Annotated in this window: 25 protein-coding genes and 1 tRNA gene; 12 read left to right on the plus strand and 14 right to left on the minus strand. The window is 72.9% G+C overall.

The window, feature by feature from the left end; genetic code table 11:
- Positions 1 to 37: 37 nt before the first annotated feature.
- Positions 38 to 111, plus strand: a tRNA-Thr gene (locus AC07AW_RS36545).
- A gap of 225 nt (positions 112 to 336) precedes the next feature.
- On the plus strand, positions 337 to 2,064 hold the full coding sequence (locus tag AC07AW_RS36550; RefSeq protein ID WP_478819764.1) for an FG-GAP repeat domain-containing protein: 1,728 nt from the start codon (positions 337 to 339) through the stop codon (positions 2,062 to 2,064).
- Positions 2,065 to 2,133: 69 nt separating this feature from the next.
- On the opposite strand, the gene AC07AW_RS36555 is transcribed toward AC07AW_RS36550, so the two are convergent.
- From AC07AW_RS36555 to AC07AW_RS36565, 3 genes are read right to left on the minus strand one after another with little or no spacing between them, the layout of a single operon-like run.
- On the minus strand, positions 2,134 to 3,534 hold the full coding sequence (locus AC07AW_RS36555) for an NAD(P)/FAD-dependent oxidoreductase (RefSeq protein ID WP_478819765.1): 1,401 nt from the start codon (positions 3,532 to 3,534) through the stop codon (positions 2,134 to 2,136).
- 32 nt (positions 3,535 to 3,566) lie between these two features.
- Positions 3,567 to 5,204, minus strand: coding sequence for a nuclease/transposase family protein (locus tag AC07AW_RS36560; RefSeq protein WP_478819766.1), 1,638 nt, complete (start codon positions 5,202 to 5,204; stop codon positions 3,567 to 3,569).
- Complete coding sequence (locus tag AC07AW_RS36565; RefSeq protein ID WP_478819832.1) at positions 5,197 to 5,772, minus strand: IS607 family transposase; 576 nt, start codon at positions 5,770 to 5,772, stop codon at positions 5,197 to 5,199. The genes AC07AW_RS36560 and AC07AW_RS36565 overlap by 8 nt, the downstream gene beginning before the upstream one ends.
- A 145-nt stretch (positions 5,773 to 5,917) precedes the next feature.
- On the opposite strand from AC07AW_RS36565, the gene AC07AW_RS36570 reads away from it, so the two are divergent.
- The 3 genes from AC07AW_RS36570 to AC07AW_RS36580 are packed head-to-tail and all read left to right on the plus strand — an operon-like array spanning position 5,918 to position 7,655.
- The gene (locus tag AC07AW_RS36570) at positions 5,918 to 6,817 is read left to right on the plus strand and encodes an aminoglycoside phosphotransferase family protein (RefSeq protein ID WP_478819767.1); all 900 of its coding nucleotides are present in this window, start codon (positions 5,918 to 5,920) and stop codon (positions 6,815 to 6,817) included.
- Positions 6,818 to 6,836: 19 nt separating this feature from the next.
- Positions 6,837 to 7,316 carry an N-acetyltransferase family protein gene (locus tag AC07AW_RS36575; protein WP_478819768.1) on the plus strand — a complete coding sequence of 160 codons (480 nt, stop codon included), beginning with the start codon at positions 6,837 to 6,839 and terminating at the stop codon, positions 7,314 to 7,316.
- A gap of 9 nt (positions 7,317 to 7,325) precedes the next feature.
- Positions 7,326 to 7,655, plus strand: a complete 330-nt coding sequence (locus AC07AW_RS36580; protein ID WP_030691147.1) for a hypothetical protein — start codon at positions 7,326 to 7,328, stop codon at positions 7,653 to 7,655.
- Positions 7,656 to 7,709: 54 nt separating this feature from the next.
- Here AC07AW_RS36580 and AC07AW_RS36585 read toward each other — a convergent pair whose 3' ends face one another.
- Positions 7,710 to 8,708 carry a zinc-binding dehydrogenase gene (locus tag AC07AW_RS36585; protein ID WP_478819769.1) on the minus strand — a complete coding sequence of 333 codons (999 nt, stop codon included), beginning with the start codon at positions 8,706 to 8,708 and terminating at the stop codon, positions 7,710 to 7,712.
- 60 nt (positions 8,709 to 8,768) lie between these two features.
- Entirely contained in the window at positions 8,769 to 9,947 is a 1,179-nt protein-coding gene (locus AC07AW_RS36590; protein ID WP_478819770.1) for a phytoene desaturase family protein, read from the minus strand.
- Between the two features lie 99 nt (positions 9,948 to 10,046).
- On the opposite strand from AC07AW_RS36590, the gene AC07AW_RS36595 reads away from it, so the two are divergent.
- Positions 10,047 to 10,721 (plus strand): pentapeptide repeat-containing protein, encoded by a 675-nt coding sequence (locus AC07AW_RS36595; RefSeq protein WP_478819771.1) that lies wholly within the window; start codon positions 10,047 to 10,049, stop codon positions 10,719 to 10,721.
- 365 nt (positions 10,722 to 11,086) lie between these two features.
- Here AC07AW_RS36595 and AC07AW_RS36600 read toward each other — a convergent pair whose 3' ends face one another.
- From AC07AW_RS36600 to AC07AW_RS36610, 3 genes are read right to left on the minus strand one after another with little or no spacing between them, the layout of a single operon-like run.
- Positions 11,087 to 11,587 (minus strand): hypothetical protein, encoded by a 501-nt coding sequence (locus AC07AW_RS36600; RefSeq protein ID WP_478819772.1) that lies wholly within the window; start codon positions 11,585 to 11,587, stop codon positions 11,087 to 11,089.
- A gap of 56 nt (positions 11,588 to 11,643) precedes the next feature.
- Complete coding sequence (locus AC07AW_RS36605) at positions 11,644 to 12,300, minus strand: response regulator (protein WP_478819773.1); 657 nt, start codon at positions 12,298 to 12,300, stop codon at positions 11,644 to 11,646.
- Positions 12,297 to 13,478 (minus strand): sensor histidine kinase, encoded by a 1,182-nt coding sequence (locus AC07AW_RS36610; protein ID WP_478819774.1) that lies wholly within the window; start codon positions 13,476 to 13,478, stop codon positions 12,297 to 12,299. Before AC07AW_RS36610 ends, AC07AW_RS36605 begins: the two co-directional genes overlap by 4 nt.
- A gap of 132 nt (positions 13,479 to 13,610) precedes the next feature.
- Here AC07AW_RS36610 and AC07AW_RS36615 point away from each other — a divergent pair, with 132 nt between their 5' ends.
- Together AC07AW_RS36615 and AC07AW_RS36620 are read left to right on the plus strand one after the other, a co-directional pair.
- Positions 13,611 to 14,747, plus strand: a complete 1,137-nt coding sequence (locus AC07AW_RS36615) for an ATP-binding cassette domain-containing protein (RefSeq protein ID WP_478819775.1) — start codon at positions 13,611 to 13,613, stop codon at positions 14,745 to 14,747.
- The gene (locus tag AC07AW_RS36620) at positions 14,747 to 15,553 is read left to right on the plus strand and encodes an ABC transporter permease subunit (protein ID WP_478819776.1); all 807 of its coding nucleotides are present in this window, start codon (positions 14,747 to 14,749) and stop codon (positions 15,551 to 15,553) included. Before AC07AW_RS36615 ends, AC07AW_RS36620 begins: the two co-directional genes overlap by 1 nt.
- A gap of 15 nt (positions 15,554 to 15,568) precedes the next feature.
- Here the strand turns inward: AC07AW_RS36620 and AC07AW_RS36625 are convergent, their stop codons facing one another.
- The 3 genes from AC07AW_RS36625 to AC07AW_RS36635 form a co-directional block, all read right to left on the minus strand.
- Positions 15,569 to 16,774 carry an FAD-dependent monooxygenase gene (locus tag AC07AW_RS36625; RefSeq protein WP_478819777.1) on the minus strand — a complete coding sequence of 402 codons (1,206 nt, stop codon included), beginning with the start codon at positions 16,772 to 16,774 and terminating at the stop codon, positions 15,569 to 15,571.
- Between the two features lie 105 nt (positions 16,775 to 16,879).
- Complete coding sequence (locus tag AC07AW_RS36630) at positions 16,880 to 17,500, minus strand: response regulator (RefSeq protein ID WP_015035223.1); 621 nt, start codon at positions 17,498 to 17,500, stop codon at positions 16,880 to 16,882.
- Positions 17,500 to 18,666 (minus strand): sensor histidine kinase, encoded by a 1,167-nt coding sequence (locus AC07AW_RS36635; protein WP_478819778.1) that lies wholly within the window; start codon positions 18,664 to 18,666, stop codon positions 17,500 to 17,502. Before AC07AW_RS36635 ends, AC07AW_RS36630 begins: the two co-directional genes overlap by 1 nt.
- 235 nt (positions 18,667 to 18,901) lie before the next feature.
- On the opposite strand from AC07AW_RS36635, the gene AC07AW_RS36640 reads away from it, so the two are divergent.
- The 3 genes from AC07AW_RS36640 (at position 18,902) to AC07AW_RS36650 (ending at position 21,287) form a co-directional block, all read left to right on the plus strand.
- On the plus strand, positions 18,902 to 19,438 hold the full coding sequence (locus tag AC07AW_RS36640; RefSeq protein ID WP_478819779.1) for a GlcG/HbpS family heme-binding protein: 537 nt from the start codon (positions 18,902 to 18,904) through the stop codon (positions 19,436 to 19,438).
- A gap of 83 nt (positions 19,439 to 19,521) precedes the next feature.
- The gene (locus AC07AW_RS36645; RefSeq protein ID WP_478819780.1) at positions 19,522 to 20,913 is read left to right on the plus strand and encodes a M1 family metallopeptidase; all 1,392 of its coding nucleotides are present in this window, start codon (positions 19,522 to 19,524) and stop codon (positions 20,911 to 20,913) included.
- Between the two features lie 77 nt (positions 20,914 to 20,990).
- Positions 20,991 to 21,287, plus strand: a complete 297-nt coding sequence (locus AC07AW_RS36650) for a hypothetical protein (RefSeq protein WP_478819781.1) — start codon at positions 20,991 to 20,993, stop codon at positions 21,285 to 21,287.
- A gap of 6 nt (positions 21,288 to 21,293) precedes the next feature.
- Here AC07AW_RS36650 and AC07AW_RS36655 read toward each other — a convergent pair whose 3' ends face one another.
- Together AC07AW_RS36655 and AC07AW_RS36660 are read right to left on the minus strand one after the other, a co-directional pair.
- A complete protein-coding gene (locus tag AC07AW_RS36655) occupies positions 21,294 to 21,827 on the minus strand; it encodes a GNAT family N-acetyltransferase (RefSeq protein ID WP_478819782.1) in 534 nt (177 codons plus the stop codon).
- A gap of 62 nt (positions 21,828 to 21,889) precedes the next feature.
- Positions 21,890 to 22,465, minus strand: a complete 576-nt coding sequence (locus AC07AW_RS36660; RefSeq protein ID WP_478819783.1) for a TerD family protein — start codon at positions 22,463 to 22,465, stop codon at positions 21,890 to 21,892.
- Between the two features lie 115 nt (positions 22,466 to 22,580).
- Here AC07AW_RS36660 and arfB point away from each other — a divergent pair, with 115 nt between their 5' ends.
- Complete coding sequence (gene arfB, locus AC07AW_RS36665) at positions 22,581 to 23,018, plus strand: alternative ribosome rescue aminoacyl-tRNA hydrolase ArfB (protein ID WP_382869558.1); 438 nt, start codon at positions 22,581 to 22,583, stop codon at positions 23,016 to 23,018.
- A 119-nt stretch (positions 23,019 to 23,137) separates the two neighbouring features.
- On the opposite strand, the gene AC07AW_RS36670 is transcribed toward arfB, so the two are convergent.
- A complete protein-coding gene (locus AC07AW_RS36670) occupies positions 23,138 to 23,701 on the minus strand; it encodes a flavin reductase family protein (RefSeq protein ID WP_478819784.1) in 564 nt (187 codons plus the stop codon).
- Positions 23,702 to 23,716 lie beyond the last annotated feature (15 nt).

The raw sequence follows: 23,716 nt of genomic DNA on the forward strand, positions 1-23,716 counted from the left end.
CCGTGGCCGGGGCCGGGTTGGTTACACTTCACTCGCTGCCGCCTTAGCTCAGTTGGCTAGAGCGCTTGACTTGTAATCTTGAGGTCGTCGGTTCGATTCCGACAGGCGGCTCTGTGGAAGTCGGAGGGCCCCGGACGCATGACGCGTCCGGGGCCCTCCGTCGTCTCCGGAAACCCGGATGCGCCCGTACCAGGGGTGTGGGGTACGTTGCGCAGGCGCCCAGGGGGGAGGGGTCTTTGCCTGGCGTAGCCGCGGGGGGTCGACGGCCGCCCGTGTGCGCTCCCGTGGTCTCCCGTGCCGTGCGGCGGTACGGGAATGCACAGAGGAACTTCATTCGTGCGAAGAATCGTCGCGCTCGGGGGGACGGCCGCCCTGCTGGTGGCCGGTCTGGTGACCGGGGCCGGTGCGGCCTCCGCCGCCGGTCAGGAAGTGGTCGAGTTCGAGCTGGAGAACCGGGTGCTGCAGCCCGGTGAGGGCTGGACCGAGCTGTCCCCGACCAGCCTCGGGGGCATCCCCGACGGCACCCTGGTCTACGCCCTGAGCAAGGCCCCGCTGACCGACCCGGCCTGGACGAAGGCGGGTCTGCCCAGCGGGCTGAGCCTGGAGCCGTCCGACACCTGCACGGCCCGCGCGGGCGTCGTCGGTGTCTACACCTGCCCGATCAGCCAGGACAACCCGTTCCCCTCGCTGAACATCCACGCCGCGGCGTCGACCGCCGACGGCACCACGCTCCACTACGGGGCCGTCTACGTCCCGCGGGGCGGGGACCTCGCCAAGGGCGTCAAGGACGCGCAGATCGTCGGCAGCCTGCCGGAGGACGGCCAGCACGCCGCCCGTACGGTGACGGCGAAGACGCTGGAGCACGTCGCCCAGAACAAGCTGACCCTGAACACCCCGGCCCTGCCGGCGGGCTCCACGGTCACCCAGTCCCTCACCCTGCACGTGGTGGACGAGGGCACGCTCGACCTCTCGTTCATGCCGGCCGAGGGCATGCGGGACTGGGAGGAGGGCGAGACGCAGGTCTCGATCACCGGGGTCACCGCCAGCTCGCCGATCGCCGACTGCGACCACAGCACCGACCTCGACTACGGCGGCGTGTACTGCGAGATCGACCCGGGCCAGTCCGGGCCGACCGACGTCACCGTCTCGTACACCCTGAGCGCCGGCGCCACCGCCGCCGCGTGGAACATCGAGGCCTACGCCGTCTACGAGGTCTACGACTTCGGCATCGGCAACCCCGAGAAGTCCGCGACCTTCCCGATCGTCAGCTCCCGCCCGGTGCCCACGCACTACGCGATGCTCGCCCGGGACAAGAGCGGCAACCTGCTGTGGCACCACGGCACCGGCAAGGCGACGGCGCCCTTCCGGGACTGGGCCGAGAACGTCGGCTACGGCTGGGGCATCTACAACTCCCTCGCCAAGCTCTCGCCGATCACGGTCCAGGCCAAGGGCGGCGGTGTCGTCGGCCGGGACTCCGCCGGTGTCCTCTGGTACTACCGGACGACCGGGGACGAGTGGCAGCCGCTCACCGCGCGGACCAAGGTCGGCGCCGGCTGGGGCATCTACAACAACCTGACGGGTGTCGGCGACGTGACCGGCGACGCCCGGGCGGACCTGATCGCCCGTGACACGGCGGGCGTGCTGTGGCTGTACAAGGGCACGGGCGGCACGACCGCGCCGTTCGCCACCCGTACGAAGATCGGCGCCGGCTGGGGCATCTACAACCAGCTCACCGGCCCCGGCGACTTCACCGGCGACCGCAAGGCGGACCTGATCGCCCGTGACACGGCCGGTGTGCTGTGGCTGTACAAGGGCACCGGCAACGCGACCGCGCCGTTCGCGCCCCGCGTCAAGATCGGCACGGGCTGGGGCGGCTACCCGCAGCTGACCGGCCCGGGCGACCTCACCGACGACGGCAAGGCGGACCTGGTGGCCCGCGACTCGGCCGGCGCGTTCTGGCTGTACAAGGGCACGGGCGTCGCGACGGCCCCGTACACCACCCGCGTGAAGATCGGCACGGGCTGGGGCGACACCCCGGGCACCTCGTACAACTACCTGTTCTGACCGGTCCTTTCGTCCGGCTCCTCGGGGCCCGTCCCGGCGCTTGTCGCCGGGGCGGGCCCCGTCGGCGTCTCAGCGGCCGCTGAGGCGGTTCGCCAGGACGGCCACGCGGTCCGTGTTCGCGGTGTGGGTGGTGGCCTCGCGGCGGTCGGCGCCTCGGAAGGCGGCGTACATCGTCTGGACGCCGAGCCAGCGGAGGGGTTCCGGTTCCCACTTGCGGACCTTGTGGTTCACCCAGGGGAGGGCGGTCAGGTCCGTGGGGCCCGACTGGCCCGAGTCCTGTTGGATCAGGTCGCGGAGGGTGCGGGCAGCGAGGTTGGCGGTGGCGACGCCGGAGCCGACGTAGCCGCCGGCCCAGCCGAGGCCGGTGGAGCGGTCGAGGGTGACGGTGGCGCACCAGTCGCGGGGGACGCCGAGGACGCCGGACCAGGCGTGGTCGACCCGTACGCCCGCCAGCTGCGGGAAGAAGCGGACCAGGATCTCGCGGAGGGCCTCGATCGTCTGCGGCTGGGTGCGGCCGTCGTTGTCGGTCTTCGAGCCGAAGCGGTACGGGACGCCCCGGCCGCCCAGCGCGATGCGGCCGTCGGCGGTGCGCTGGGCGTACATGTAGGCGTGGGCCATGTCGCCGAGGGTCTCGCGGCCGTCCCAGCCGAGGGACTCCCACTGGGCGTCGGTGAGGGGCTCGGTGGCGATCATCGAGGAGTTCATGGGGAGCCAGGTGCGGCGCTGGCCGGCGAGGGAGGCCGTGAAGCCCTCGGTGCAGCGCAGCACGTACGGGGCGCGGACGGTGCCGTACGGGGTGATCGCGTGCTTCGGCTTGATCTCCGTGACGGGCGTCGACTCGTGGATGGTGACGCCGAGCGCCTCGACGGCCGCCGCGAGGCCCTTGACCAGCTTGACCGGGTGCAGGCGGGCGCCGTGCGGGGTCCAGGAGGAGCCGACGGCTCCGGCGACGCGGATGCGGTCCGCCGTCTCACGGGCGCCGTACAGCTCCCGGTCCGTCTCGCCGAAGGCGAGTTCGGCGGCGTGGAAGGCCTTGAGGCGGGCGAGCTGGGCGGGGGAGAGGGCGACCTCCAGGACGCCGCCGCGGTGGACGTCGGCGTCGATCTTCTCCTGCTCGCAGACGTCGACGACCTCGGTGACCGTGGCGTTCATGGCCTGCTGGAGGCGGACTGCGGCCTCGTGGCCGTGGAGCTTGGCGTAGCGGTCGCGGCCTGCGATGCCGTTGTAGAGCCAGCCGCCGTTGCGGCCCGAGGCGCCGTACCCGCAGAACTTGGCTTCGAGGACGGTGATGTTGAGGAAGGGGACGGCCTTCTTCAGGTAGTAGGCGGTCCACAGGCCGGTGTATCCGCCGCCGACGATGCAGACGTCGGCGGTGGTGTCGCCGGGGAGCGGTTCGCGGGGCGCGGGGGCGCCCTCCTGCGCGTACCAGAACGATATGCCGCCGTTGACGGTGCCGTTGACCGTGCTCATCTCTATCCCTCTTCCGGGTGCGTGGCCGGAGGTTACCGTTCCTGATCAGTGAGCGGGAGTGAGTATGGGACCCATACCTGATCACTGCGGACACTCCGAACGGTTTTGGGTGTCCTGGTCGCCCGCATACGCGCCGCGTCCGGCTGTACGGATCGTGTCCGTGGTCCGGGGATGTGGGGGCGGGTTTCCTCACGCCCAGGAGTCTGCGGTCCGGCCTGGATGGTCCGATGCCCGCGACGATCGCTCTGGTCGTCGCGGGGCGGTGCCGTCCGTCGCCGGATCGGATGCTCTTGGGCGCGTCGCCCGATCGCGATGCTCGCCGCATCGTGACGGGTGGTCTTGCGCTTCTTCGAGGTGAGGGGTTTCTGCCAGTGCTGGGCGCCCCACTTCGAGGTGTAGGCCGGGTCCACGACGATGATCGCGATGCTGGTGGCGTCGGCCATGGAAGTCAGCCGGGCGCGGAGCCTGCTGGTGGGCATCCCCGAGATGAGCTGCCTGAACCGGCGCTTGCGGCCGTGCTTCTCCCGTGTCTTCTCCGTGGCGAAGTCGAGGTCTTCGACCGCGACAGCGGCGACGCCGCAGGTCTTGGCCCAGTTCAGCAGCCGCGACAGGGCGTGGCGTACCTGCGCGTCACGGTGGTCGGCCGACCCGCTGAGGTCGTAGGAGAACCTTCGAGGCTGCCCGACGGGGTTGCCGTGTGTGTCCAAGCGCCAGGCGGCAAGGTGATCCGCATTGGTGTCCACGCCGATCACGCCGTCGGCAAGTGCGGTCTCGATCGGGATCGACTTGGTGACGGGCAAGGTCCAGGAAGCGGTCAGATACCAGCGCTCGCGTGTGACGTCCAGGTGGATTCGGTAGGCGACCGCCCGGTTGGCCTGGACGCGGTCGGCCCACTCCTGCCCCCGGTGCGGGAAGCGAACCTTCGCGGCGAGCACGTACCGGCCGTGCTTGCTGTTGGCGTGTTCGGCGAGGTGCGCGGGTAGCTTGATACTCACCTCGCCATCCGGAGTGACGCGGATCGTCTCGTTTCCGAAGCGCTTGCCGGACTCGCCGTCAGCCTGGAGGAACCAGCGCTCTGCTTCCCAGCGTTCACGCCATTCGGCCTCGGTCAGCTTCGCCGCGTCGAGGTTGTGGCGGGTGTTGACCAGATGTTTACCGCCCCGTGTCACGTGGACGACACCTGCCTCACGGTCGGCCCGCACAGCGGCGAGCCGGTCTTCGAGTACGTGGAGGCGGCGCGTCTTGTAAAACCATTCGCGGGTGGAGCCGTATCCGCCAGGCGCCCGCTTCCTGCCTTTCTCGCCGATGGGGAGGGACAACCGGTGCGCGATCGTGCGGATACCCGCCTCAAGGCCATGGATGTGGGCGGCCTGCCCGCGCCGGGCTAGCGCCCACTGATCGTGCGTCGCCTTCGTGATCGCCCCAGCCCAGCGGGACGACGACACGGCCGTCAACTCCCGTTTACGGGAGGCCCACGTCTCGGTGGAGTGCTCCAGGCCGTCGGTGCAGCGCGCCCTGAGGTCACGGGAGGCGAGCGATCCGAGAAGAGCGCCCACCAGGCGCAGCACCTTCTCATCATCGGGTATCAGGCCCTCCAGGCGGTCGCGGATCGCCACACCGGATGGTCCGGGCGCGACGAACGGAGCGCCGATCGGACGGAGGTCATCCATGCAGGGCTGCCTCCAGCGCCTTCTTCGCCCGGTTCTTCGCGGAGCGGCGTCCGTGCAGACGGGCGCAGAACGATGTCAGTACATCCATGATGTCCTGCAGCAGGTCGTCTTCGACTTCACCCTCATCAAGAACAAGCAGGTGACGGCCCGAGGCAGACAGGGCGGCTTCGACCAGTTCGACGTTCATCCGGCCAAGCCGGTCCTTGCGCTCGACCACGACCGTGGTTACCGCAGGGTCGGCCAGCAGACGCTGCGCTTTCGAACGGGCACCATTCATGCCGGATGCGATCTCGGTTTCGATGCGCACCACCCTGTTCCCGGTCTTGGCCGCCCACGCAGACAGTCGGTCCACCTGACGCTCAAGGTCGTTCTTCTGGTCGTGGGCAGATACACGGGCGTACAGGCCCAGACCACCCACGGCTTCCGGTGCCGCGTTGGCGTCGATGTTCACCAGGATCGTGCGCGGCCCAACCCGCTGAGCTGGTACCGGCAGCGTCCCCTCGCGGAACCAGCGATACGCGGTCTGCGGATGCACGCCCTGCGTCTTCGCCCATTCCGTGAGATTCATGACCTGACCGACGACACTCACTCACGCATGGTTACGCTCACTCACTCGACTTTGAAGACCAGCAGTTGAAGACCCCTGGCCAGGGGTCTGTGGATACAGGGGAAACCCGGAGGCGGGGGCGGGCGCCGGTCACTACGCTCGCCGGGTGATTCACGTACCGGAGGAACTGGCCCAGTCGCAGGCGAAGTACAACGGCGAGGCCGGGCGGGCGTTCGTCGCCGGGCTGCCCGGGCGGGCCGAGGAGTTTCTCGGGCGGTGGGGGCTGCGGGTCACCGGGTCCTCGATGCACGGGGTGGCCTCGCTGGTGCTGCCCGTCGAGCGGGTCGCCGACGGTACGCGTGCCGCTCTGAAGTTGCAGCTTCTCGACGACGAGACGGAGGGGGAGCCTCTCGGTCTGCGCGCCTGGGACGGGGGCGGCGTGGTGCGGCTGCTCGATCACGATGCCGCGACCGGGACGATGCTCCTCGAACGGCTCGACGAGGCCCGGCCGTTGTCCACGGTCGCGGACACCCGCGAGGCGCTCCGGATCGTCGCGGGCCTGCTCGCCCGGCTCGTCGCCGTCCCCGCGCCGGAGGGGCTCCGGACGCTCGGTGACATCGCGGCCCGGATGCTCGACCGGGTGCCCGCGGCGGTGGACCGGCTCGGCGCGGACGACGCGGCCCTGCTGCGGGACTGCGCCGCGGTCGTACGGGACGTGGCCGGCGAGCCGGGGGACCGGCTGCTCCACTGGGACCTGCACCTCGGGAACGTCCTGGCGGGCGAGCGGGAGCCCTGGCTGGCGATCGATCCGAAGCCGCTTGCGGGGGCCCCGGGGTTCGAGCTGCTTCCGGCGCTGATGGACCGCTTGGGTCCGGACCTCGATCCCGACGAGGTGCTGTGGCGGTTCGATCTGCTGGCCGAGGTCGTCGGGGACCGGCGGCGTGCGGCTGCGTGGACGTTGGGGCGGGTGCTTCAGAACGGGCTCTGGGACGTCGCGGACGGGGAGACCGCGCTCGGCGCCGAGCAGGCCGCCCTCGCCCGGATCCTGCTGGCCAGGAGGGTCTGATCCGGGGCAGGGTGGGGCCATGATCCGTACTGCCACGCCTGCCGACGTCCCCGTCATCCACGCCCTGATCCGCGACCTCGCCGAGTACGAGAAGGCCCTCCACGAGGTCCGCGCGACCCCCGAGATGCTCCACGAGGCGCTGTTCGGCGAGCGGCCCGCTGCCTTCGCGCACATCGCCGAGACGGAGACGGGCGAGGCGGTCGGCTTCGCGCTCTGGTTCCTCAACTTCTCGACCTGGCGCGGAGTCCACGGCATCTACCTCGAGGACCTGTACGTCCGCCCCGAGGCCCGGGGCGGCGGCCACGGCAAGGCCCTGCTGCGCGAACTGGCCCGCATCTGCGTCGAGCGCGGTTACGAGCGCCTGGAGTGGTCGGTCCTGAACTGGAACCGGCCCTCGATCGACTTCTACGAGTCCCTGGGCGCCCGCCCGCAGGACGAGTGGACCGTGTACCGCCTGACCGACGGGGCCCTGGCGAAGCTGGGCGCGGCGACGGTGTAGGAAAGGGGCATGGACATTGAGCAGCGGTTCCAGCGGATCACCGGCTTCATCGAGGCGCGGCTGACCCCGCTCTTCGACCCCGCCAACGGGAGCGACCACGGGTTCGGCATGGACGACACGTCGCGGGCGCTGCGCGCCCTGCGCTACACCGTGCAGGCCGCGTCGGCGGTGAACGGGCTCGTGGAGAAGCGGGAGACGGCGCCGGAGCTGCGCCAGGTCGTCGACCAGGCTCTGGAGCACAACTGGGACGTGCTGCGCTCCATCGCCCGGATGTGGGAGGACCACCCCGACTTCACGAAGGAGTTCAAGGCGCACTCCTGGGACGTCCTCGGCGTCTGACCCCTTAGGGGACCAGGACCACTGACCCCTTAAGGGACCAGTACCACTGACCCCTCAAGGGACCAGGACCACCTTGCCCGTCGTGCCCCGGGTCTCCAGGGCGCGGTGGGCCTCCGCCGCCTCGGCGAGCGGGAAGCGGTGGAGCGCCGGGCGGAGGGTGCCGGTGGCCGCCGCGTCGAGGGCGGCGAGTTCGAGCGTACGGATGTCGCCGCCCGCCTTCTGGATCATGACGGGGCCGAGGACGGACTCCGAGGTGATCCCGCGAGCGGTGAGCTCCTCCTCGGTGAAGGCGAGCGGCTCGCCGTCGTGGAGTCCGGCGCCGGACCAGCCGAAGACCAGGTGCTGTCCGCCCTTGCCGAGCAGGTCGACGGCGGCGCGCCCGGTGTCGCCGCCGACCGAGTCGAAGACGACGGTCGCCGAGCGGTTCCCCAGGTACGCGCGGACCTTCTCCGGCCAGTCGGGCCGCTTGTAGTCGACGGCCAGGTCCGCGCCGTTCGCCTCGACGAGGGCGACCTTCGCGGGGCCGCCGGCCAGGCCGATCACGGTGGCGCCGGCGTTCTTGGCGTACTGGACGAGCAGGGTGCCGATGCCGCCGGCGGCCGCCGGGACGATCGCGACCGAGTCGGGGCCGAGCTCGGTGAAGCCCAGGATGCCGAGGGTGGTGCGGCCGGTGCCGATCATGGCGACGGCCTCCGCCTCGCCGAGGTGGTCGGGCAGGGCATGGAGGCGGGCGGCGTCGGTGACGGCGAGTTCGGCGTAGCCGCCGGGGTTCATGCCGAGGTGGGCGACGACCCGCCGGCCGAGCCAGACCGGGTCGGTGCCCTCGCCGAGGGCGTCGACGGTGCCGGCGACCTCGCGGCCGGGGATCGTCGGAAGCGCGGTGGGCGCGGGGAAGGGGCCCGTGGCGCCCTCGCGCAGGGCGGTGTCGAGGAGGTGCACACCGGCCGCCGCGACCCGGACGCGGACCTGGCCGGGGCCCGGCACGGGGTCGGGCGTCTCCTCGTAGGTGAGGTTCTCGGCGGGGCCGAAGGCGTGGAGGCGGATGGCGTGCATGACGGTTCCCCTGTTCGTCGGACGGGCGGACGAGCGCTGTGACGCGGCCAGCCTCCAACCTCAAGCGTGCTTGAGGTCAAGCCGGTCCTTGCTGCGGAGAGTCGCGCGCAGGGCGAGCGACACCGCCTCCACCGCGCTCGTGAACGACACCTCCGCCAGCACGCCCGGCGCCGCCACCTGATCGCCCACCAGATACACCCCGTCGCCCCGGTCGACGGCCGGCCGGTCGCGCCAGGTCGTGCCCGGCCGGTCCACCGCGCCCGTACGGCCCTGGGAGACGGACTCCCGCCGCCACACCTCCCGCTCGCGCCAGCCGGGGAAGCCCAGGTCGAGCAGCCGCTCGGCGTGGGCGACGCCGTCCGCCTTCGACGCCTCGGGGCCGATCGGCAGCTGCGCCTGGATCAGCTGCTGCCCGGCCGGGGCCAGCGAGGGGTCCTGCGCCGTGTACCGCTCGATCCAGCCGGGCACGTCCAGGTCGGAGATCACGAACGGGTCGCCCTTCCGCGTGCGCAGCGCCAGGTCGAACAGGACCGTACGGCCGCTCTCCCAGGTCAGCGACGGGTCGCCGAGGAGCCGGGCGGCGGCGGGCAGCGCGGTCGCGACGATCACCGGCCCGCCGCCCACCGGCAGGGTGTCGATCCGGGACGAGGTCTCGATCCGTACGCCCAGCTCACGCGCGCGCGTGGCCATCCGGTCGATCAGCTGCCCCCAGCCGCCCCGGGGGTAGTGCGCCTCGGGCGGCAGGGCGGTGGACCGGTGCAGTCGCTCCTGCACGAAGCGGGCGGAGAGGGAGCCGGGGTCGTGGTGGAAGAGCGCGACCCCGCTGTACGCGGCGGCCACGCGCGCGGTGCGCTCGCCCGCCAGACCCGTGGCCCAGGTGCGGAAGTCGACGTCGACGGGCGCCTGTTCGGGGGTACGGCGGGCCTGACGGAACAGGCCCAGCGGCGGGGTGCGGCGCAGGGCGCCGTCGCGGTGGACGCGGAACCGGACGGCCTCGGCGGGCGGCAGCGAGGCGAGGGCGCCGATGAGGCCGCGCTGCTCCAGCCAGGTCCAGTGCGGGCCGCCGCTGTAGAGGGCGTGCGGGCCCTCGTTCGTGCGGTACGGGCCGTCGGCCGTGCGGGCCCGGCCGCCGAGCGTCCGGTGCGCCTCGTGGAGGGTCACCTCGGTGCCGGCCTCGGCGGCCGTGATGGCGGCGGTCAGTCCGGCGAAACCGCCGCCGATGATCGTGAGCTTCCGCATGTCCGTCTCCTTCGTGAAGGTCTCGTACGGGGGACGGGCAGCGGGCCGCCGGATGTGACATCGGAGGCGTTGTCAGTGGCGTACGTCACGATGGGGTGCATGGCGACGACCGGGAATCGGAAGAAGAAGGTGGCGGGGGCGCGGCGGCCGGAGGTGCGGCTGCCTCCGCTGGAGACGTACGGGGGCGGGCTCGAACCGGACGGGGACTACGACGGCCTCGAACTGGCCGGGCTCGACCTGACGGGCCAGTCGGGCGAGGGGGCCCGGTTCCTGGACTGCGTGCTGCGCGAGTGCGGGCTCGACGGGGCACGGCTCACGGCGGCGCGGTTCCTGGACTCGGTGCTCACGGGGGTACGGGGGGTGGGCACGGAGCTCGCCGGGGCGCAGCTGCGGGACGTGGTGCTCCTGGAGGCGCGGCTCGGCGGGACGCAGCTGCACGGGGCGGTCCTGGAGAGGGTCGTCGTCAAGGGCGGCAAGATCGACTACCTGAACCTGCGGGGGGCGAGGCTGAAGGACGTCGTCTTCGAGGGCTGCGTCCTGAACGAACCGGACTTCGGGGGCGCGACCCTGCAGCGGGTCGAGTTCGTGGACTGCGTGCTCAAGGGCGTGGACTTCACGGGGGCGCGACTCACGGACGTGGACCTGCGGGGTGCCGAGCGGCTGGAGATCACGGGGGGTGTGGAGTCGCTGTCGGGCGCGGTGATCTCCACGGGGCAGCTGCTGGACCTGGCGCCGGTGCTGGCGGCGCGGTTGGGGGTGCGGGTGGAGGACTGAGGGCGGGGCGGCACCCGGTGGGGCGGTGCCCCCGCCCCCGTTGGGCGGTGCCCACCTGCCGTGTGGGCCCGCGCCCGGCTGGGCGGCGCCCCGGCCCCCGCCCATGTGGCCCCGCGCCCTGGAGGGCGTGCCTCGGCCCACCCCCGTGTGGGCAATCGTCCCGCTGAGGCGGGACGGGTGGGCACACGGGACGGCGCCCTTAGCGGCGCCTCCGCGTTCCGCGCCTGAACCCGCACCACCAGCGACGGTGCACACGGGGTGCGGGTCAGGGCGCGGAAGCCTCTGGCGCCGACAGGGCGCGGGTCCGTTGTGCCCACCCGTTCCGCCCCTTGCGGAACGCCTGCCCACAACGGGGGGCGCCGGGCCTACGGCACTCGGGGGAAGCGGGACTGGAGGGACCAGATTGCCGGGTTGTCGGCCAGGCCCTCGTGCATGTCCGTGAGGTCCGCGATCAGGTCGTGCAGAAAGTCCCGCGCCTCGCGCCGCAGTTCCGCGTGGTTGAACGTGACCGGCGGCTCGTCCCCCGGCATCCAGTCCGCCTCGACGTCCACCCACCCGAAGCGGCGCTCGAAGAGCATCCGGTCCGTGGACTCGGTGAAGTCGAGCTCCGCGTACTGCGGCTGCGCGGCGCGGCTGCCGCGCGGGTCCTGGTCGAGCTGCTCGACGATGTCGCACAGCGCCCACGCGAAGTCGAGCACCGGCACCCATCCCCAGGCTGTGGACACCTCGCGGTCCGCCTCGGTGTCGGCGAGGTACACGTCCCCGCAGAACAGGTCGTGGCGCAGCGCGTGGACGTCCGCGCGCCGGTAGTCGGTCTGCGGAGGGTCGGGGAAGCGACGCGAGAGGGAGTAGCCGATGTCGAGCACGTGAGTGATGGTGTCACGGCGCCGGGCCGGTGCCGTACGGCAGGCGGCCGATGGCGTCACGGCACCAGGCCCGTCTCGTACGCGACGATCACCAGCTGCACCCGGTCCCGCGCGTTCAGCTTCGTGAAGAGCCGTGCCACGTGCGCCTTCGCGGTCGCCGTGCTGATGTGGAGCCGTTCCGCGATCTCGCCGTTCGACAGGCCCCGGCCGACGAGGGTGAGGACCTCCCGTTCGCGCTCGGTGACCCCGTCGAGGCCGCGGGAGGGTCGGCGCGCGGGCTCGGGGCGCGCCGCGAACTCCTCGATCAGCCGGCGCGTCACGCCCGGGGCGATCAGGGCGTCCCCGGAGGCCACCACCCGGATCGCGGCGAGGATGTCGTCGAGGGCCATGTCCTTGACGAGGAAGCCGCTCGCGCCGGAGCGCAGCGCCCCGTACACGTACTCGTCGTCGTCGAAGGTCGTGAGGACGAGGACCCGCGGCGCGCCGGGGCCCGCCGTGACGATCCGGGTGGCCTCGATGCCGTCCATGCCGGGCATCCGGACGTCCATCACCACCACGTCGGGCCCGAGCTCCCGGGCCAGGGCGACCGCCTCCGTGCCGGTGCCCGCCTCGCCGACGACCGTGAGGTCGGGGTTGTCGGCCATCAGGACGCGCAGACCGGCCCGGACGAGGGGTTGGTCGTCCACGAGGAGGACGCGGATCGCGCGGTTCATGCGGTGGGGGTTCCTTCCTGGGCGGCGCCGGCCGGCAGCGGCAGCAGCGCGGTCACGTGGAAGCCGCCGCCGGGGCGGGGCCCCGCGGAGAGGCTGCCGCCGAGGAGCTCGGCGCGCTCGCGCATCCCGACGAGGCCGTAGCCGCCCCCCTGGTCCGCGCCGGGCGTGCCGCGGCCGTCGTCGGCGATCTCGACGAGCAGCGTCTCGGTGCGCCGCTCCACCGTCACCCGGCAGGTGGGGGTGGCCGCGTGGCGGACGACGTTGGTGAGGGACTCCTGCACGATCCGGTACGCGGCGAGGTCGACCTCCGGCGGGAGCGTGACGTCCGGGTCGCCGAGGCGCCGCAGTTCGACCCGTACCCCCGCGTCCGCCGTCGACGCGGTGAGCCGTTCCAGGTCGGCGAGGCCCGGCGCCGGGTCGCGCGGTGCCGGACGGCCGTCGTCGGTGGCGCCCCGCAGCGCGCCCAGGGTGCGGCGCAGGCCGGCGAGGGTCTCCCGGCTGGTGGTCTCGATGGTGGCGAGCGCGTTGCGGGCCTCGGCGGGCTGGGTCTCGATGACCCGGCGGCCGACGCCCGCCTGGATGGCGATGACGCCGATGCTGTGGGCGACGACGTCGTGCAGCTCGCGGGCGATCCGGAGCCGTTCGGCGGCGACGGCCTCGGCGGCGGTCGCGGCCCGCAGCTCCGCCGTGTGGCTGCGCCGTTCGCGTACGGACCGGCCGAGGAGCCCGGCGGTGAGCAGGGCGAGCGCGAGGGCCGTGATCGTGCTGACGAAGACGTCCTGTCCGGAGGTGGTGTACGTCGCGGCCGCGATCTGCACGGTGAGCGCGCCGAGGGCCGCGGGCAGCAGGACCCGGAGCGGGCGCGTGGCGGCGATCAGGGCGACGACGGCGTCGGCGGCGAGCACGGGGAGGTACAGGAGCGCGGCTTCCGGCCGGGTGGTCGCCGCCGCGAACAGCCCGGCGAGCAGCAGTCCGAGGGCCGCGAGCGGGTGGCGGCGCGCCAGGGGCAGGGTGAGGCCCACGGTGACGGAGGTGAGGAAGAACCGCAGCTCGGTGGAGCGGTACGGGCCGGTCCGCAGGGCCATGAGGAGGAGGAAGGGGTGGACGACGGCCGCGCCCCAGGCGAGGACCGCCGGTGTCCGCCCGTGGGACGGGCGGTCGGTGGTGGTGGCGGGCATGGTCGTGATCGTAGGCGCGGCCGCGTGGCGGGACATCGGCCCGGGGGAGTACGCCCCCGGGCCACCCCCGGTCCCCGGTTGTGGCCGCCGAGCCGATGTGCCGGGGGGTGCGGGCCCGCGACCGTGGGGCGCATGATCGAAGTCCACGAACTGACCAAGCACTACGGACGACGAAGCCCGGCCCGGTCCCGACTGCTCGGCCCATCCCGCCTGCCGGCCCGGTCCCGCCTCAAGGGCCGCCCCTCCGCCGGTACGGCCCATGACGCCGACGGCGAGGCCCGCGCCGCGGCGGGCGCGGGCTCCGCCGCCCGTACCCCGGCCGGCCCGGTCTCCGCCGGCGGCCGCCCCGCGCCCGGCCCGGGCCCCGCCTCCGACCGCCCTGCCGTCGACCGCTCCGCCTCCGACCGCCCCGCCGTCGACCGCCTCACCTTCGCCGTGAGGCCCGGGCGTGTGACCGGGTTCCTCGGGCCCAACGGGGCCGGGAAGTCGACGACCCTGCGGCTGATCCTGGGGCTGAACGAGCCGACCTCCGGGACCGCCACCGTCGGCGGGCGGCGGTTCCGGGACCTGCCGCGCGGGTTGAGGGACGTCGGGGCGCTGCTCGACGCGCACGACGTGCACGGCGGCCGGACCGCCGAGGCGCACCTCGCCGCGCTCGCCCGCACCCACGGCATCCCGCGCCGCCGGGCCGTCGAGGTCCTGGAGGAGGTCGGCCTCGCCGGGGCGGGACGGCGGCGGATCGGCGGCTACTCGCTCGGGATGAAGCAGCGCCTCGGAATCGCCGCCGCGCTGCTCGGCGACCCTCCCGTGCTGCTCTTCGACGAGCCGGTCAACGGCCTCGACCCGGAGGGCGTGTTGTGGGCGCGGGGGTTGTTCCGGCGGCTCGCCGCCGAGGGCCGCACGGTGTTCGTCTCCAGCCATCTGATGAGCGAGATGGAGCACACGGCCGACGACCTCGTCGTCATCGGCCGCGGCCGGCTCATCGCCGCCGAGAGCGTGGCGGACTTCGCCGCGCGCGGCACCCGCCGGAGCGTGCGCGTGCGGGCCGCGGAGCCGGCCGCCGCCCCGGGCCTCGCCGATGCCCTGAGGGCCGAGGGGGCCACCGTACGGACGGAGGAGAGGGGGCTGGTCGTGACCGGGATCGACGCGGACCGGATCGGTCTCGTCGCCTTCCGGTGCGGCGTCCCGCTCGCCGAACTGACGCCGCGCGCCTCCTCCCTCGAAGAGGCGTTCATGGAGCTCACCGCCGACAGTGTGGAGTACCGCTGATGCCGAAGGCCCGTTTTCGTGACCTGCTCGCCGCGGAGTGGATGAAGCTGTGGTCGCTGCGCTCCACGCCCTGGGCGTTCGCCGTCGGCGCGGTCGCCGCCCTCGGCGTCAACCTCAACGCGACCCTCGCCGACTACCGCAACTACCCGAACTACCCGGACGGCATCAAGGAACTCTTCGTGCCGATCTGGGCGATGCGGGACGCGTTCACGCTCGGCGGGGCCATGGTGTTCATCCTCGCGACCGGTTCCATCGGCGCGCTGGTGATCGTCGGCGAGTACGGCACGGGGCAGATCCGTACGACCTTCGCCGCCGTCCCGGCCCGTCGGGCCGTCGTCGCCGCGAAGACGCTCGTCCTCGCCGTCGTGATGCTGGTGTACGGGGTGCTGGTCGCCGTGGTCTCGTTCGCCGCCACGCAGGCCGTGCTCGACGGCCGGGGCGTCGGCATGGCGATCGGCGACGAGGGCGTGCTCCGGGCCGTCGCCGCGTCGGCGCTCCTCGCGCCGGTGTGCGCGCTCGCCGGCTTCGGTCTCGGGGCGCTGCTGCGGCACACCGCGACGACGATCGTCTCCCTCACCGGGGTGCTGCTCCTGCTGCCGGCCCTGATGGACGAGCGCAACCGCTGGGGCGCGACGCTTCTGCACGCGCTGCCGCAGGGCGCGTGGAAGCGGCTCACGGAGGTCGGGGTGTCGCCGGTCCCGGTGGTCCACCCGTGGACCGCGGGCGGGGCGTGGACGGTGTACGCGGCCTGGGCGGTGGGGGCCGTGGTGGTGGCTTTCACGGCCGTCCACCGCCGGGACGTGTGAACCCCCGCACGGGAGTCAGCGGCGGCCGTGCACCGCCCGTGCCACCCGCGGCCCGAGCCAGCGCTTGAGCCGCCGCAGTGCCTCCAGCTGCTCGGCGGCCCGGTCGATCCGGTAGTACAACTGCGGCGGGACGTGCGGAAGCAGCGGCGAGTGGCGCTGGCCGAGGAGCGCGAACATCTTGGCCGGCTCCAGGCTCATGTAGCGCGGCAGGTTCTCGTACCACTGGGCGCTGTAGCGGGCGGCGCTCTGCGCGGAGACGAGCTCGGCGCGCCGCCGCTTCCCGTACGCGGTGAGCGCGGCGTCCAGGTCGCCGGGGGCGCGCAGGGCGTCGGCGAGGGCGAGCGCGTCCTCCAGGGCGAGGGTGGTTCCCGCGCCGATCGAGTAGTGCGTGGTGTGGGCGGCGTCGCCGAGGAGGACGAGGTTGCCGTGGTGCCAGACCCGGTTGGTGAGGGTGCGGAAGGTCAGCCACTGGGCGGTGCCGTCGGCGCGCTCGCGGCCGATCAGCTCGTGCCCGTCGAGGAGGTCGTGGAAGAGCTTCTCCAGGAGGTTCAGGCTGTCGGCCTCGCCGAGCGTGTCGAGGCCGAGGCCGGTGAAGGTCTCCGGGGAGCACTCGACGACACAGGTGGAGCGCTCACCGCTGAACCCGTAGGCGTAGCACCAGATCCAGCCGCGCTCGGTCTCCTTGAAGGCGAAGCTGAAGGAGTCGAAGACCTTGGTGGTGCCGAGCCAGATGTAGTGGTTGCGGCCGCTGGTGACCTCGCTGCCGAAGCGGTCGGGGTGGGCCTCGCGGAGCACGCTGTTGACGCCGTCGGCGGCGACGACCAGGTCCGCGCCGGCCAGCTCGGGCGCGTCGGGTCCCGGGATGTCGTGCTCGAACTCGACCCGTACGCCGAGTTCTTCGGCGCGGTCGGCGAGCAGCGCGAGCATCCGCCGCCGTCCGATGCCGAAGCCCGCGTCGCCGCGGTGGACGGTCCGCTCGTCGCGGACGATGGCGACCCCGTCGGTCCAGGTCACGGAGGTCTCGGCGACGGCCGCCGCGGACTCGGGGTCGCCCGCGCGCAGCTTGTCGAGCAGCCCTGCCCAGTACGTCACGCCCCAGCCGTACGTGGAGCCCTCGGGGTTCCGCTCGTACACGGCGATGTCGTGGGACGGGTCCTGCCGCTTCAGCAGGATCGAGAGGTAGAGGCCGGCGGGGCCACCGCCGACGATCGCGAACTTCACATGCGCTCCCACTGGGACATGACACCGTGCGGTTGAACGGCAACGCACGGTAGCAGTGGGGGTGGTTCGGCGCCGGGGAACGGCACCCGGGACCAGTCCAACGGGCTACGGCAGCAGCCGTCGCTCCTTCGCCACCGCCACCGCGCCCGCGCGGGTGTCGACGCCGAGCTTGGCGTAGATCCGGCCCAGGTGCGTCTTCACCGTCGCCTCGCTGATGAACAGCGCCCGCGCGATCTCCCGGTTGCCGAGGCCGCGCCCCAGCTGGCCGAGGATGTCCCGCTCCCGGTCGGTGAGCGAAGGACCGGCGGCGCCCCGCATGCGGTCCATGACCCGGCTGGCGACCGGCGGGGACAGGGCCGTGCGGCCCTGGGCGGCCGAGTGGATCGCCGCGAACAGCTCCTCGGGCCGCTCGGCTTTCAGGAGGTAGCCCGTCGCGCCCGCCTCGATCGCCCGCGTGATGTCCGCGTCCGTGTCGTACGTCGTGAGGACCAGGACGTGGACGCCGGTGGGCGCGATCCGCCGCGTCGCCTCCACGCCGTCGATGCCCGCGCCGAGCTGGAGGTCCATCAGGACGACGTCCGGCTTCAGCTTCGCGGCCATGGCGACGGCCTCCTCGCCGCTGCCCGCCTCGCCGACCACCTCGATGTCGGGGGTGCTGCCGAGCAGCGCGAGCAGGCCGGCGCGGACGACGACGTGGTCGTCGCAGAGGAGGATCCGTACGGACATCAGGACTCCAGGGAGAGCGGGATCGCGGCGGAGAGCACCGTGCCCTCGCCGGGGGTGGACTCGACCGTCAGGGTGCCACCGAGCTGCTGGGCGCGCACCCGCATCGCCGGCAGACCGTGGCCGCGTTCGGCCTGCTCGCGCGCGAGCGCCGGGTCGAAGCCGCGGCCGTCGTCGGCGATGTCCAGGACGATCTGGTCGTCGAGGTAGGTGAGGGTCAGGGCGGCGGAGTCGGCGCCGGCGTGCTCGCGGATGTTGGCGAGGGCGCCCTGCGCGATCCGCAGCAGCGCCGCCTGCACGCGGTCGGGCAGCGGCACCGCGATGCCGTCGACGCGGAAGGCCGCCGACTCGCGGGCGGCGAGGCCCCGCAGGGCCTCCTCCAGGCCGCCGTCCCCGGCGAGGTCGGCGGGGGCGAGGTCCTGCACGAAGCGGCGGGCCTCGGCGAGGTTGCGTTCGGCGATGGACTCGGCGGTGCGGACGTGCCGGCGGGCGGTGACCGGGTCGCTGTCCCAGGTGCGGTCGGCGGCCTGGAGCAGCATCTGCTGGCTCGACAGGCCCTGCGCGAGGGTGTCGTGGATCTCCATGGACAGCCGCTGGCGCTCGGCGAGGGTGCCCTCGCGGCGTTCGATCGCGGCGAGTTCGCGCCGGGTGCGGATCAGGTCGTCGATCAGTGCCCGCTGGCGGGCGGCCTGCCGGTCGGAGTACACGAAGACGCCGGTGGCGAGGGCGGCGACGGCCGGCGGGGCGACGATCAGGTTCGGGTCCCAGCCGCCGTGCGAGAGCTGGACCTGCGCGAAGACCACGAAGGCGGTGAGCAGGGCGACCAGGCCGAGGGCGGCGCGCGGCGGGAGGGTCCGCAGGCCCGTGTAGAAGAGCGGTACCGCGCACCAGGCGAAGCTGGGCGCGAGGACGACGAGGACGACCCAGACGGCGACGACCGTGCCCAGCCAGGTGATCCGGCGCGGGGTGGCGCGGGTGCCGAGCACGGGACCGAGCAGGTAGAGGGAGGCGAGCGCGCCGGTGAGGGCGATGATCCAGGGGCTGCGGGCCTCCCAGTCGTGCCGCAGCAGGAAGCGGGCGAGGGAGGCGCCGAGCAGCAGGAAGAACGCGATGTGCATGATCCGCGCCAGCCAGCGGGCGTCCGGGTCGTGTTCCGTGGGCCGGGTCACCGTGCCGCCTCCCTGCCTTGCTGACCTGCGTGTATCTGTCCATGGTGACCCGGTGGGACCAGTGGGGCATCAACCGATCGGCTGACAGACCCGTCGTCCGGTGTGCACGCGGAGGGCAGCCGGACCGTGGACCGGTGGGCGGCGGTTGCGGCCGGAGGATTGAGGCAGAGCGAAGGAACGAACCGCTCGACGGCTTCTCCTCTCCCTTCTCCTCCTCACCTCTACGGAGTCCCTCATGAAGAAGATCCTCCTCGGTGCCACCGCCGCCGCTGTCGTCGCCGCCGGTACCTTCGGCGTGGTCTCCGCGAACGCCGCCGCCCCGGCCGCCGCTCCCGCCGCCGTCATGGCCGACGCGGACAACGGCAACACCATGGAGACGACGCACCTGACGATCGCGGCGGCCACGAAGGCCGCGCAGGCGACCCTGGACGCCGCCGAGAAGGAGAACCAGCGTGTCTCCGTCGCGGTCGTCGACCGCAACGGCAACACCATCGTCACCCTGCGCGGCGACGGCGCGGGCCCGCAGTCCTACGAGTCGGCCGAGAAGAAGGCGTACACCGCCGTCTCCTGGAACGCCCCGACCTCCGTCCTCGCCGGCCGTCTCGCCAACGCGCCGACCCTGAAGGACATCCCCGGCACCCTCTTCCTCGCCGGTGGCGCCCCGGTCACCGCCAAGGGCGCGCCGATCGCGGGCATCGGTGTCGCGGGTGCTCCCTCGGGCGACCTCGACGAGAAGTTCGCGCAGGCCGGCGTCGCCGCGCTCGCGAACTGACGTCCCCCAGCCGGCGGCGGCGCCCGGATCCCCCGACCGGGCGCCACCGCCTTTTTTCGTTTTTGACCTCTTAAGATCGGTACGTGTCACAACGCAGCCGGATCGGAGCCCTCGCCCTCGCCGCCCTCGTACTCCTGACGGGCGGCTGCACCGAGGCCGGCGGCGGCGTCCGGGGCACCCCCGGCGCGGCCGGGCTGCGCGACCCGCTCTTCCCGAAGCTCGGCAACGGCGGCTACGACGTCGGGCACTACGACCTCACCCTCGCCTACGACCCGGCCACCGGCCGCCTCGACGGCACCGCCGAGATCACCGCCCGCGCCACCCAGGACCTCAGCGCCTTCAACCTCGACCTCGCCGGGCTCACCGTGCGCGGCGCCACCGTCGACGGCGCCCCCGCCGCGCACAACCGCGCCGGGAACGAGCTGACCCTCCGCCCCCGCGACGAGATCGCCAAGGGCAGGGAGTTCAGGACCACCGTCACCTACACGGGCGTGCCCGAGCCGCTCACCGACGCCGACGGCTCCAAGGAGGGCTGGCTGCGCACCGCCGACGGGGCGATCGCGGTCGGCGAACCGGCCGGCTCCATGACCTGGTTCCCCGGCAACAACCACCCCTCCGACAAGGCCACCTACACCCTCACGCTCACCCTCCCCGCCGGACTCGACGGCCTCTCGAACGGCGTCAGGACCGAGCGGCGGACGGAGCAGGACGGACGCGTCACCACCGTGTGGCACACGGCCGAGCCCATGGCGAGCTACCTCGCGACGGTCGCGATCGGCCGGTACGAGACGGGGACGGCGACCGCCCTCGGCACCGTGCCCGTCCTCACCGCCGCCGAGGCCCCCGTCGCGCCGGGCAGCGCCGCGCTGCGGGCCGAGATCCCCGAGCTCCTCGCCCGCCAGGTGAAGCGTTTCGGCCCGTACCCCTTCTCCGCCGCCGGGGCCGTCGTCACCAAGGACGGGACCCTCGGCTACGCCCTGGAGACCCAGACCCGGCCCGTCTTCCCGTCCGCCTCCTTCGACCGGTCGACCCTCCTCCACGAGCAGGCCCACCAGTGGTTCGGGAACTCGGTGACGCCCGAGAGCTGGCGGGACATCTGGCTGAACGAGGGCTTCGCGACGTACGGGGAGTGGCTGTACGCGGAGGAGTACGAGCACGTCCCGGCGTCGACCCACTTCGCGCGCGCCTTCGCCCAGGACGCCAACTGGGCCTTCCCGCCCGCCGCCCCGCCGGCCGCCGAGAACCTCTTCGACCCGCCCGTGTACCAGCGGGGCGCGATGGTCCTGCACAAGCTGCGCGAGACGGTCGGCGACCGCGTCTTCGACGAGATCCTGCGCGGCTGGGCCGCGAAGTACCACCACGCCAACGCCACCACGGACGACTTCACGGCCTACGCGGAGAGCGTGGCGGGCCGCGACCTCGACGCGCTGTGGGACGTCTGGCTGTACGGCGACGGGAAGCCGGACAAGCCCTAGGGTGCGTCCGGGCCGCTCAGGCGGGGGGTACCTTCCCGGTCCACAATGTAAGGGGGAGGGGGGACGAGGAGGTTCCCATGTACGTCGTGGTCCAGCACAAGATCCTGAACCCCGAGACGGCGTTTCCGCGCGGTCAGGCCCTCATCGACGGCGTCGGAGCGCCTGAGGGCAGCCGGGTGCTGCAGTTCTACCCGCACGTCGACGGCTCCGCGGTGACGTGCCTCTGGGAGACCGAGTCCGTAGAGGACGTCCAGCGCTTCGCCGACGAGACCCTCGGAGATTCGAGCGTCAACGTCTGCTACGAAGTCGACGCGGAGCAGGCGTTCGCCGCCGCCCCGTCCGGTCTGAGGACGTCGTCGGCTTCGCCCGCCTGATCGGAGCTACGGGGCCAGGCCCCGGCCGGTCAGGGACTTCCGCATCACGATGCACGCGCGGCCGTGCGCGAGGTCCGGGCGGCGGGCCGTCTCCTCGTAGCCGAGCGCGGTCCAGAAGGCCAGCGCCTTCGGGTTGTTCTCCAGGACGGCGAGCCGCAGCCCCGTACGGCCGTCGGCGCGGAAACGGTCCTCGACGTACGCGGCGAGCCGGCGTCCGTGCCCCGCGCGGCGCTCGTCCGCGTGGACCATGAGCAGCCCCAGCCACGGATCGGGCTCGGCCGGGTCCGGGTGGCGGCCGAGGGTGATGGCGACGGCGACGAGCCGGCCCTCGGAGCGGGCGAGGAGCACCTCGGCGGTCGGCTGGGCGAGTTCGTCGGCGAGAGCGGTGGCGACCTGCTCGGGCCGGATGTCGGACGGATCCGGGAAGTCACCGCTGAGCTGCTGGAACTCCTCGTTGGAGGCGTACAGCGCGGTGAGCTCGGTGAGCAGCGCGCCGGGGAGGGCGTGCGCTTCCGTGCGCGGGAGGGGTTCGACGATCACGCGGAAAAGGGTAGGGCCCCGGCGCGGATCCCGCCGGGGCCCCACGTGGTGCGTGGCGTCCGTCAGAGGTTGACGCCGAAGTCGCGGGCGATGCCCTCCAGGCCCGAGGCGTAGCCCTGGCCCACGGCGCGGAACTTCCACTCGGCGCCGTTGCGGTACAGCTCGCCGAAGATCATGGCCGTCTCGACGGCGGCGTCCTCGGAGAGGTCGTAGCGGGCGATCTCGGTGCCGCCGGCCTGGTTCACGATGCGGATGTACGCGTTGCGCACCTGGCCGAAGTTCTGCGAGCGGGACACCGCGTCGTAGATGGAGACCGGGAAGACGATCTTGTCGACGGTCGCCGGGAGGCCCGCGAGGTTGACGTTGATCTGCTCGTCGTCGCCGCCGCCCTCACCGGTGCGGTTGTCACCGGTGTGCACGATGGTCTGGTCCGGCGTCGACTTGTTGTTGAAGAAGACGAAGTGGGCGTCCGAGGCGACCCGGCCGGCGGCGTCCACGCCGATCGCCGAGGCGTCGAGGTCGAAGTCGGTGCCGGTGGTGGTGCGGACGTCCCAGCCGAGGCCCACGGTGACGGCGGCGAGGCCCGGGGCCTCCTTGGTCAGGGAGACGTTGCCGCCCTTGGACAGGCTCACAGCCATGGAAAGTCCCTTTCATCGTTCTGTCGTCGCCTGAAGAAACGCATGCGTGCCTCCAGCGGTTCCCGGTGGTTCCGGGGCGAAAACAGGATGACTCCCGCGGCCCCCTCCGGGGAACATGGAAGGCATGTCCGGTCCGTATCCCATCCGCGGCTCCGTCTCGCTGCCCGAGGCCGAGCTCCAGTGGCGTTTCTCGCGGTCGTCGGGGCCGGGCGGTCAGCACGTCAACACCAGCGACTCCCAGGTGGAGCTCCGCTTCGACCTCGCGGCCACCGACGCGCTCCCCGAGGTGTGGAAGGCCCGCGCCCTGGAGCGGCTCGCCTCCCGCCTGGTCAACGGCGTCGTGACGGTCCGCGCCTCGGAGCACCGCTCCCAGTGGCGCAACCGCGAGACGGCCGCGGTCCGTCTGGCCGCCCTCCTCGCCGAGGCGACGGCCCCACCGCCGAAGCCCCGCCGTCCGACGAAGATCCCGCGCGGGATCAACGAGCGCCGGCTGCGCGAGAAGAAGCAGCGCTCGGAGACGAAGCGGACCCGCCAGTCCCGCGACTGGGGCTGACGCACGTCGGCGGAGGTGCCGGTCGGTCCCGCCCGACTGGAGCTGACGCGGGTCGGCCCAGGTGCCGGTCAGACCCGTGCTCGGGTGCCGGTCGGTCCCGCGCTCGGAGCCGGCGCGGGTCAGCCGAGGTGCCGGTACTTCCCCTGGTAGTACGTCAGAGGCTCGCCGCCCCCGGAGCGCAGACCGACCGTCAGGACCCGGCCCACCACCAGCGTGTGGTCGCCGGCCACGACCCGGCTCTCCGTGCGGCACTCCAGGACCGACAGCGCGCCGCCCATGAGCGGGGCGCCGCTCTCCTCGCCGCGCGTGTACGGCAGGTCGGCGAAGAGGAGCCGGTCGCTGACGCGGTTCTTCATGGCGAAGCGCCCGGCGATGTGCCGCTGGTCCTGGGCGAGGATCGACACCGCCCACACCGGGACGTCGGTGAGCAGGTCGTCCATGCGGGAGCCGTTGCGGAGGCTGACGAGGATCAGGGGCGGGTCGAGGGAGACCGACATGAAGGCGGTGGCCGTCATGCCGACGTCCTCGCCGCGCGGGCCGTCGTCGGGGTCGTGCGCGGTCACCAGGACCACGCCCGCCGCGAGGCGGGACATCGCCGCCCGGAACTCGTCGTTGCTCACCCCCTCAGCATGAGGGATGGCCAGATCGGACACGGGGGGCGAGGCTGGGGTCTGCTGGAGCACTCCTGCACGCTAGTC

The organism is Streptomyces sp. NPDC044003, assembly GCF_056435185.1.

What these genes read in the sequence shown, in the direction of transcription:
- AC07AW_RS36555 (WP_478819765.1), bottom strand. Translation starts at nt 3,534, where the DNA reads ATGAGCACGGTCAACGGCACCGTCAACGGCGGCATATCGTTCTGGTAC.
- AC07AW_RS36560 (WP_478819766.1), bottom strand. Translation starts at nt 5,204, where the DNA reads ATGGATGACCTCCGTCCGATCGGCGCTCCGTTCGTCGCGCCCGGACCA.
- AC07AW_RS36565 (WP_478819832.1), bottom strand. Translation starts at nt 5,772, where the DNA reads ATGAATCTCACGGAATGGGCGAAGACGCAGGGCGTGCATCCGCAGACC.
- AC07AW_RS36575 (WP_478819768.1), top strand. Translation starts at nt 6,837, where the DNA reads ATGATCCGTACTGCCACGCCTGCCGACGTCCCCGTCATCCACGCCCTG.
- AC07AW_RS36580 (WP_030691147.1), top strand. Translation starts at nt 7,326, where the DNA reads ATGGACATTGAGCAGCGGTTCCAGCGGATCACCGGCTTCATCGAGGCG.
- AC07AW_RS36585 (WP_478819769.1), bottom strand. Translation starts at nt 8,708, where the DNA reads ATGCACGCCATCCGCCTCCACGCCTTCGGCCCCGCCGAGAACCTCACC.
- AC07AW_RS36590 (WP_478819770.1), bottom strand. Translation starts at nt 9,947, where the DNA reads ATGCGGAAGCTCACGATCATCGGCGGCGGTTTCGCCGGACTGACCGCC.
- AC07AW_RS36595 (WP_478819771.1), top strand. Translation starts at nt 10,047, where the DNA reads ATGGCGACGACCGGGAATCGGAAGAAGAAGGTGGCGGGGGCGCGGCGG.
- AC07AW_RS36605 (WP_478819773.1), bottom strand. Translation starts at nt 12,300, where the DNA reads ATGAACCGCGCGATCCGCGTCCTCCTCGTGGACGACCAACCCCTCGTC.
- AC07AW_RS36610 (WP_478819774.1), bottom strand. Translation starts at nt 13,478, where the DNA reads ATGCCCGCCACCACCACCGACCGCCCGTCCCACGGGCGGACACCGGCG.
- AC07AW_RS36615 (WP_478819775.1), top strand. Translation starts at nt 13,611, where the DNA reads ATGATCGAAGTCCACGAACTGACCAAGCACTACGGACGACGAAGCCCG.
- AC07AW_RS36620 (WP_478819776.1), top strand. Translation starts at nt 14,747, where the DNA reads ATGCCGAAGGCCCGTTTTCGTGACCTGCTCGCCGCGGAGTGGATGAAG.
- AC07AW_RS36630 (WP_015035223.1), bottom strand. Translation starts at nt 17,500, where the DNA reads ATGTCCGTACGGATCCTCCTCTGCGACGACCACGTCGTCGTCCGCGCC.
- AC07AW_RS36640 (WP_478819779.1), top strand. Translation starts at nt 18,902, where the DNA reads ATGAAGAAGATCCTCCTCGGTGCCACCGCCGCCGCTGTCGTCGCCGCC.
- AC07AW_RS36650 (WP_478819781.1), top strand. Translation starts at nt 20,991, where the DNA reads ATGTACGTCGTGGTCCAGCACAAGATCCTGAACCCCGAGACGGCGTTT.
- AC07AW_RS36660 (WP_478819783.1), bottom strand. Translation starts at nt 22,465, where the DNA reads ATGGCTGTGAGCCTGTCCAAGGGCGGCAACGTCTCCCTGACCAAGGAG.
- arfB (WP_382869558.1), top strand. Translation starts at nt 22,581, where the DNA reads ATGGAAGGCATGTCCGGTCCGTATCCCATCCGCGGCTCCGTCTCGCTG.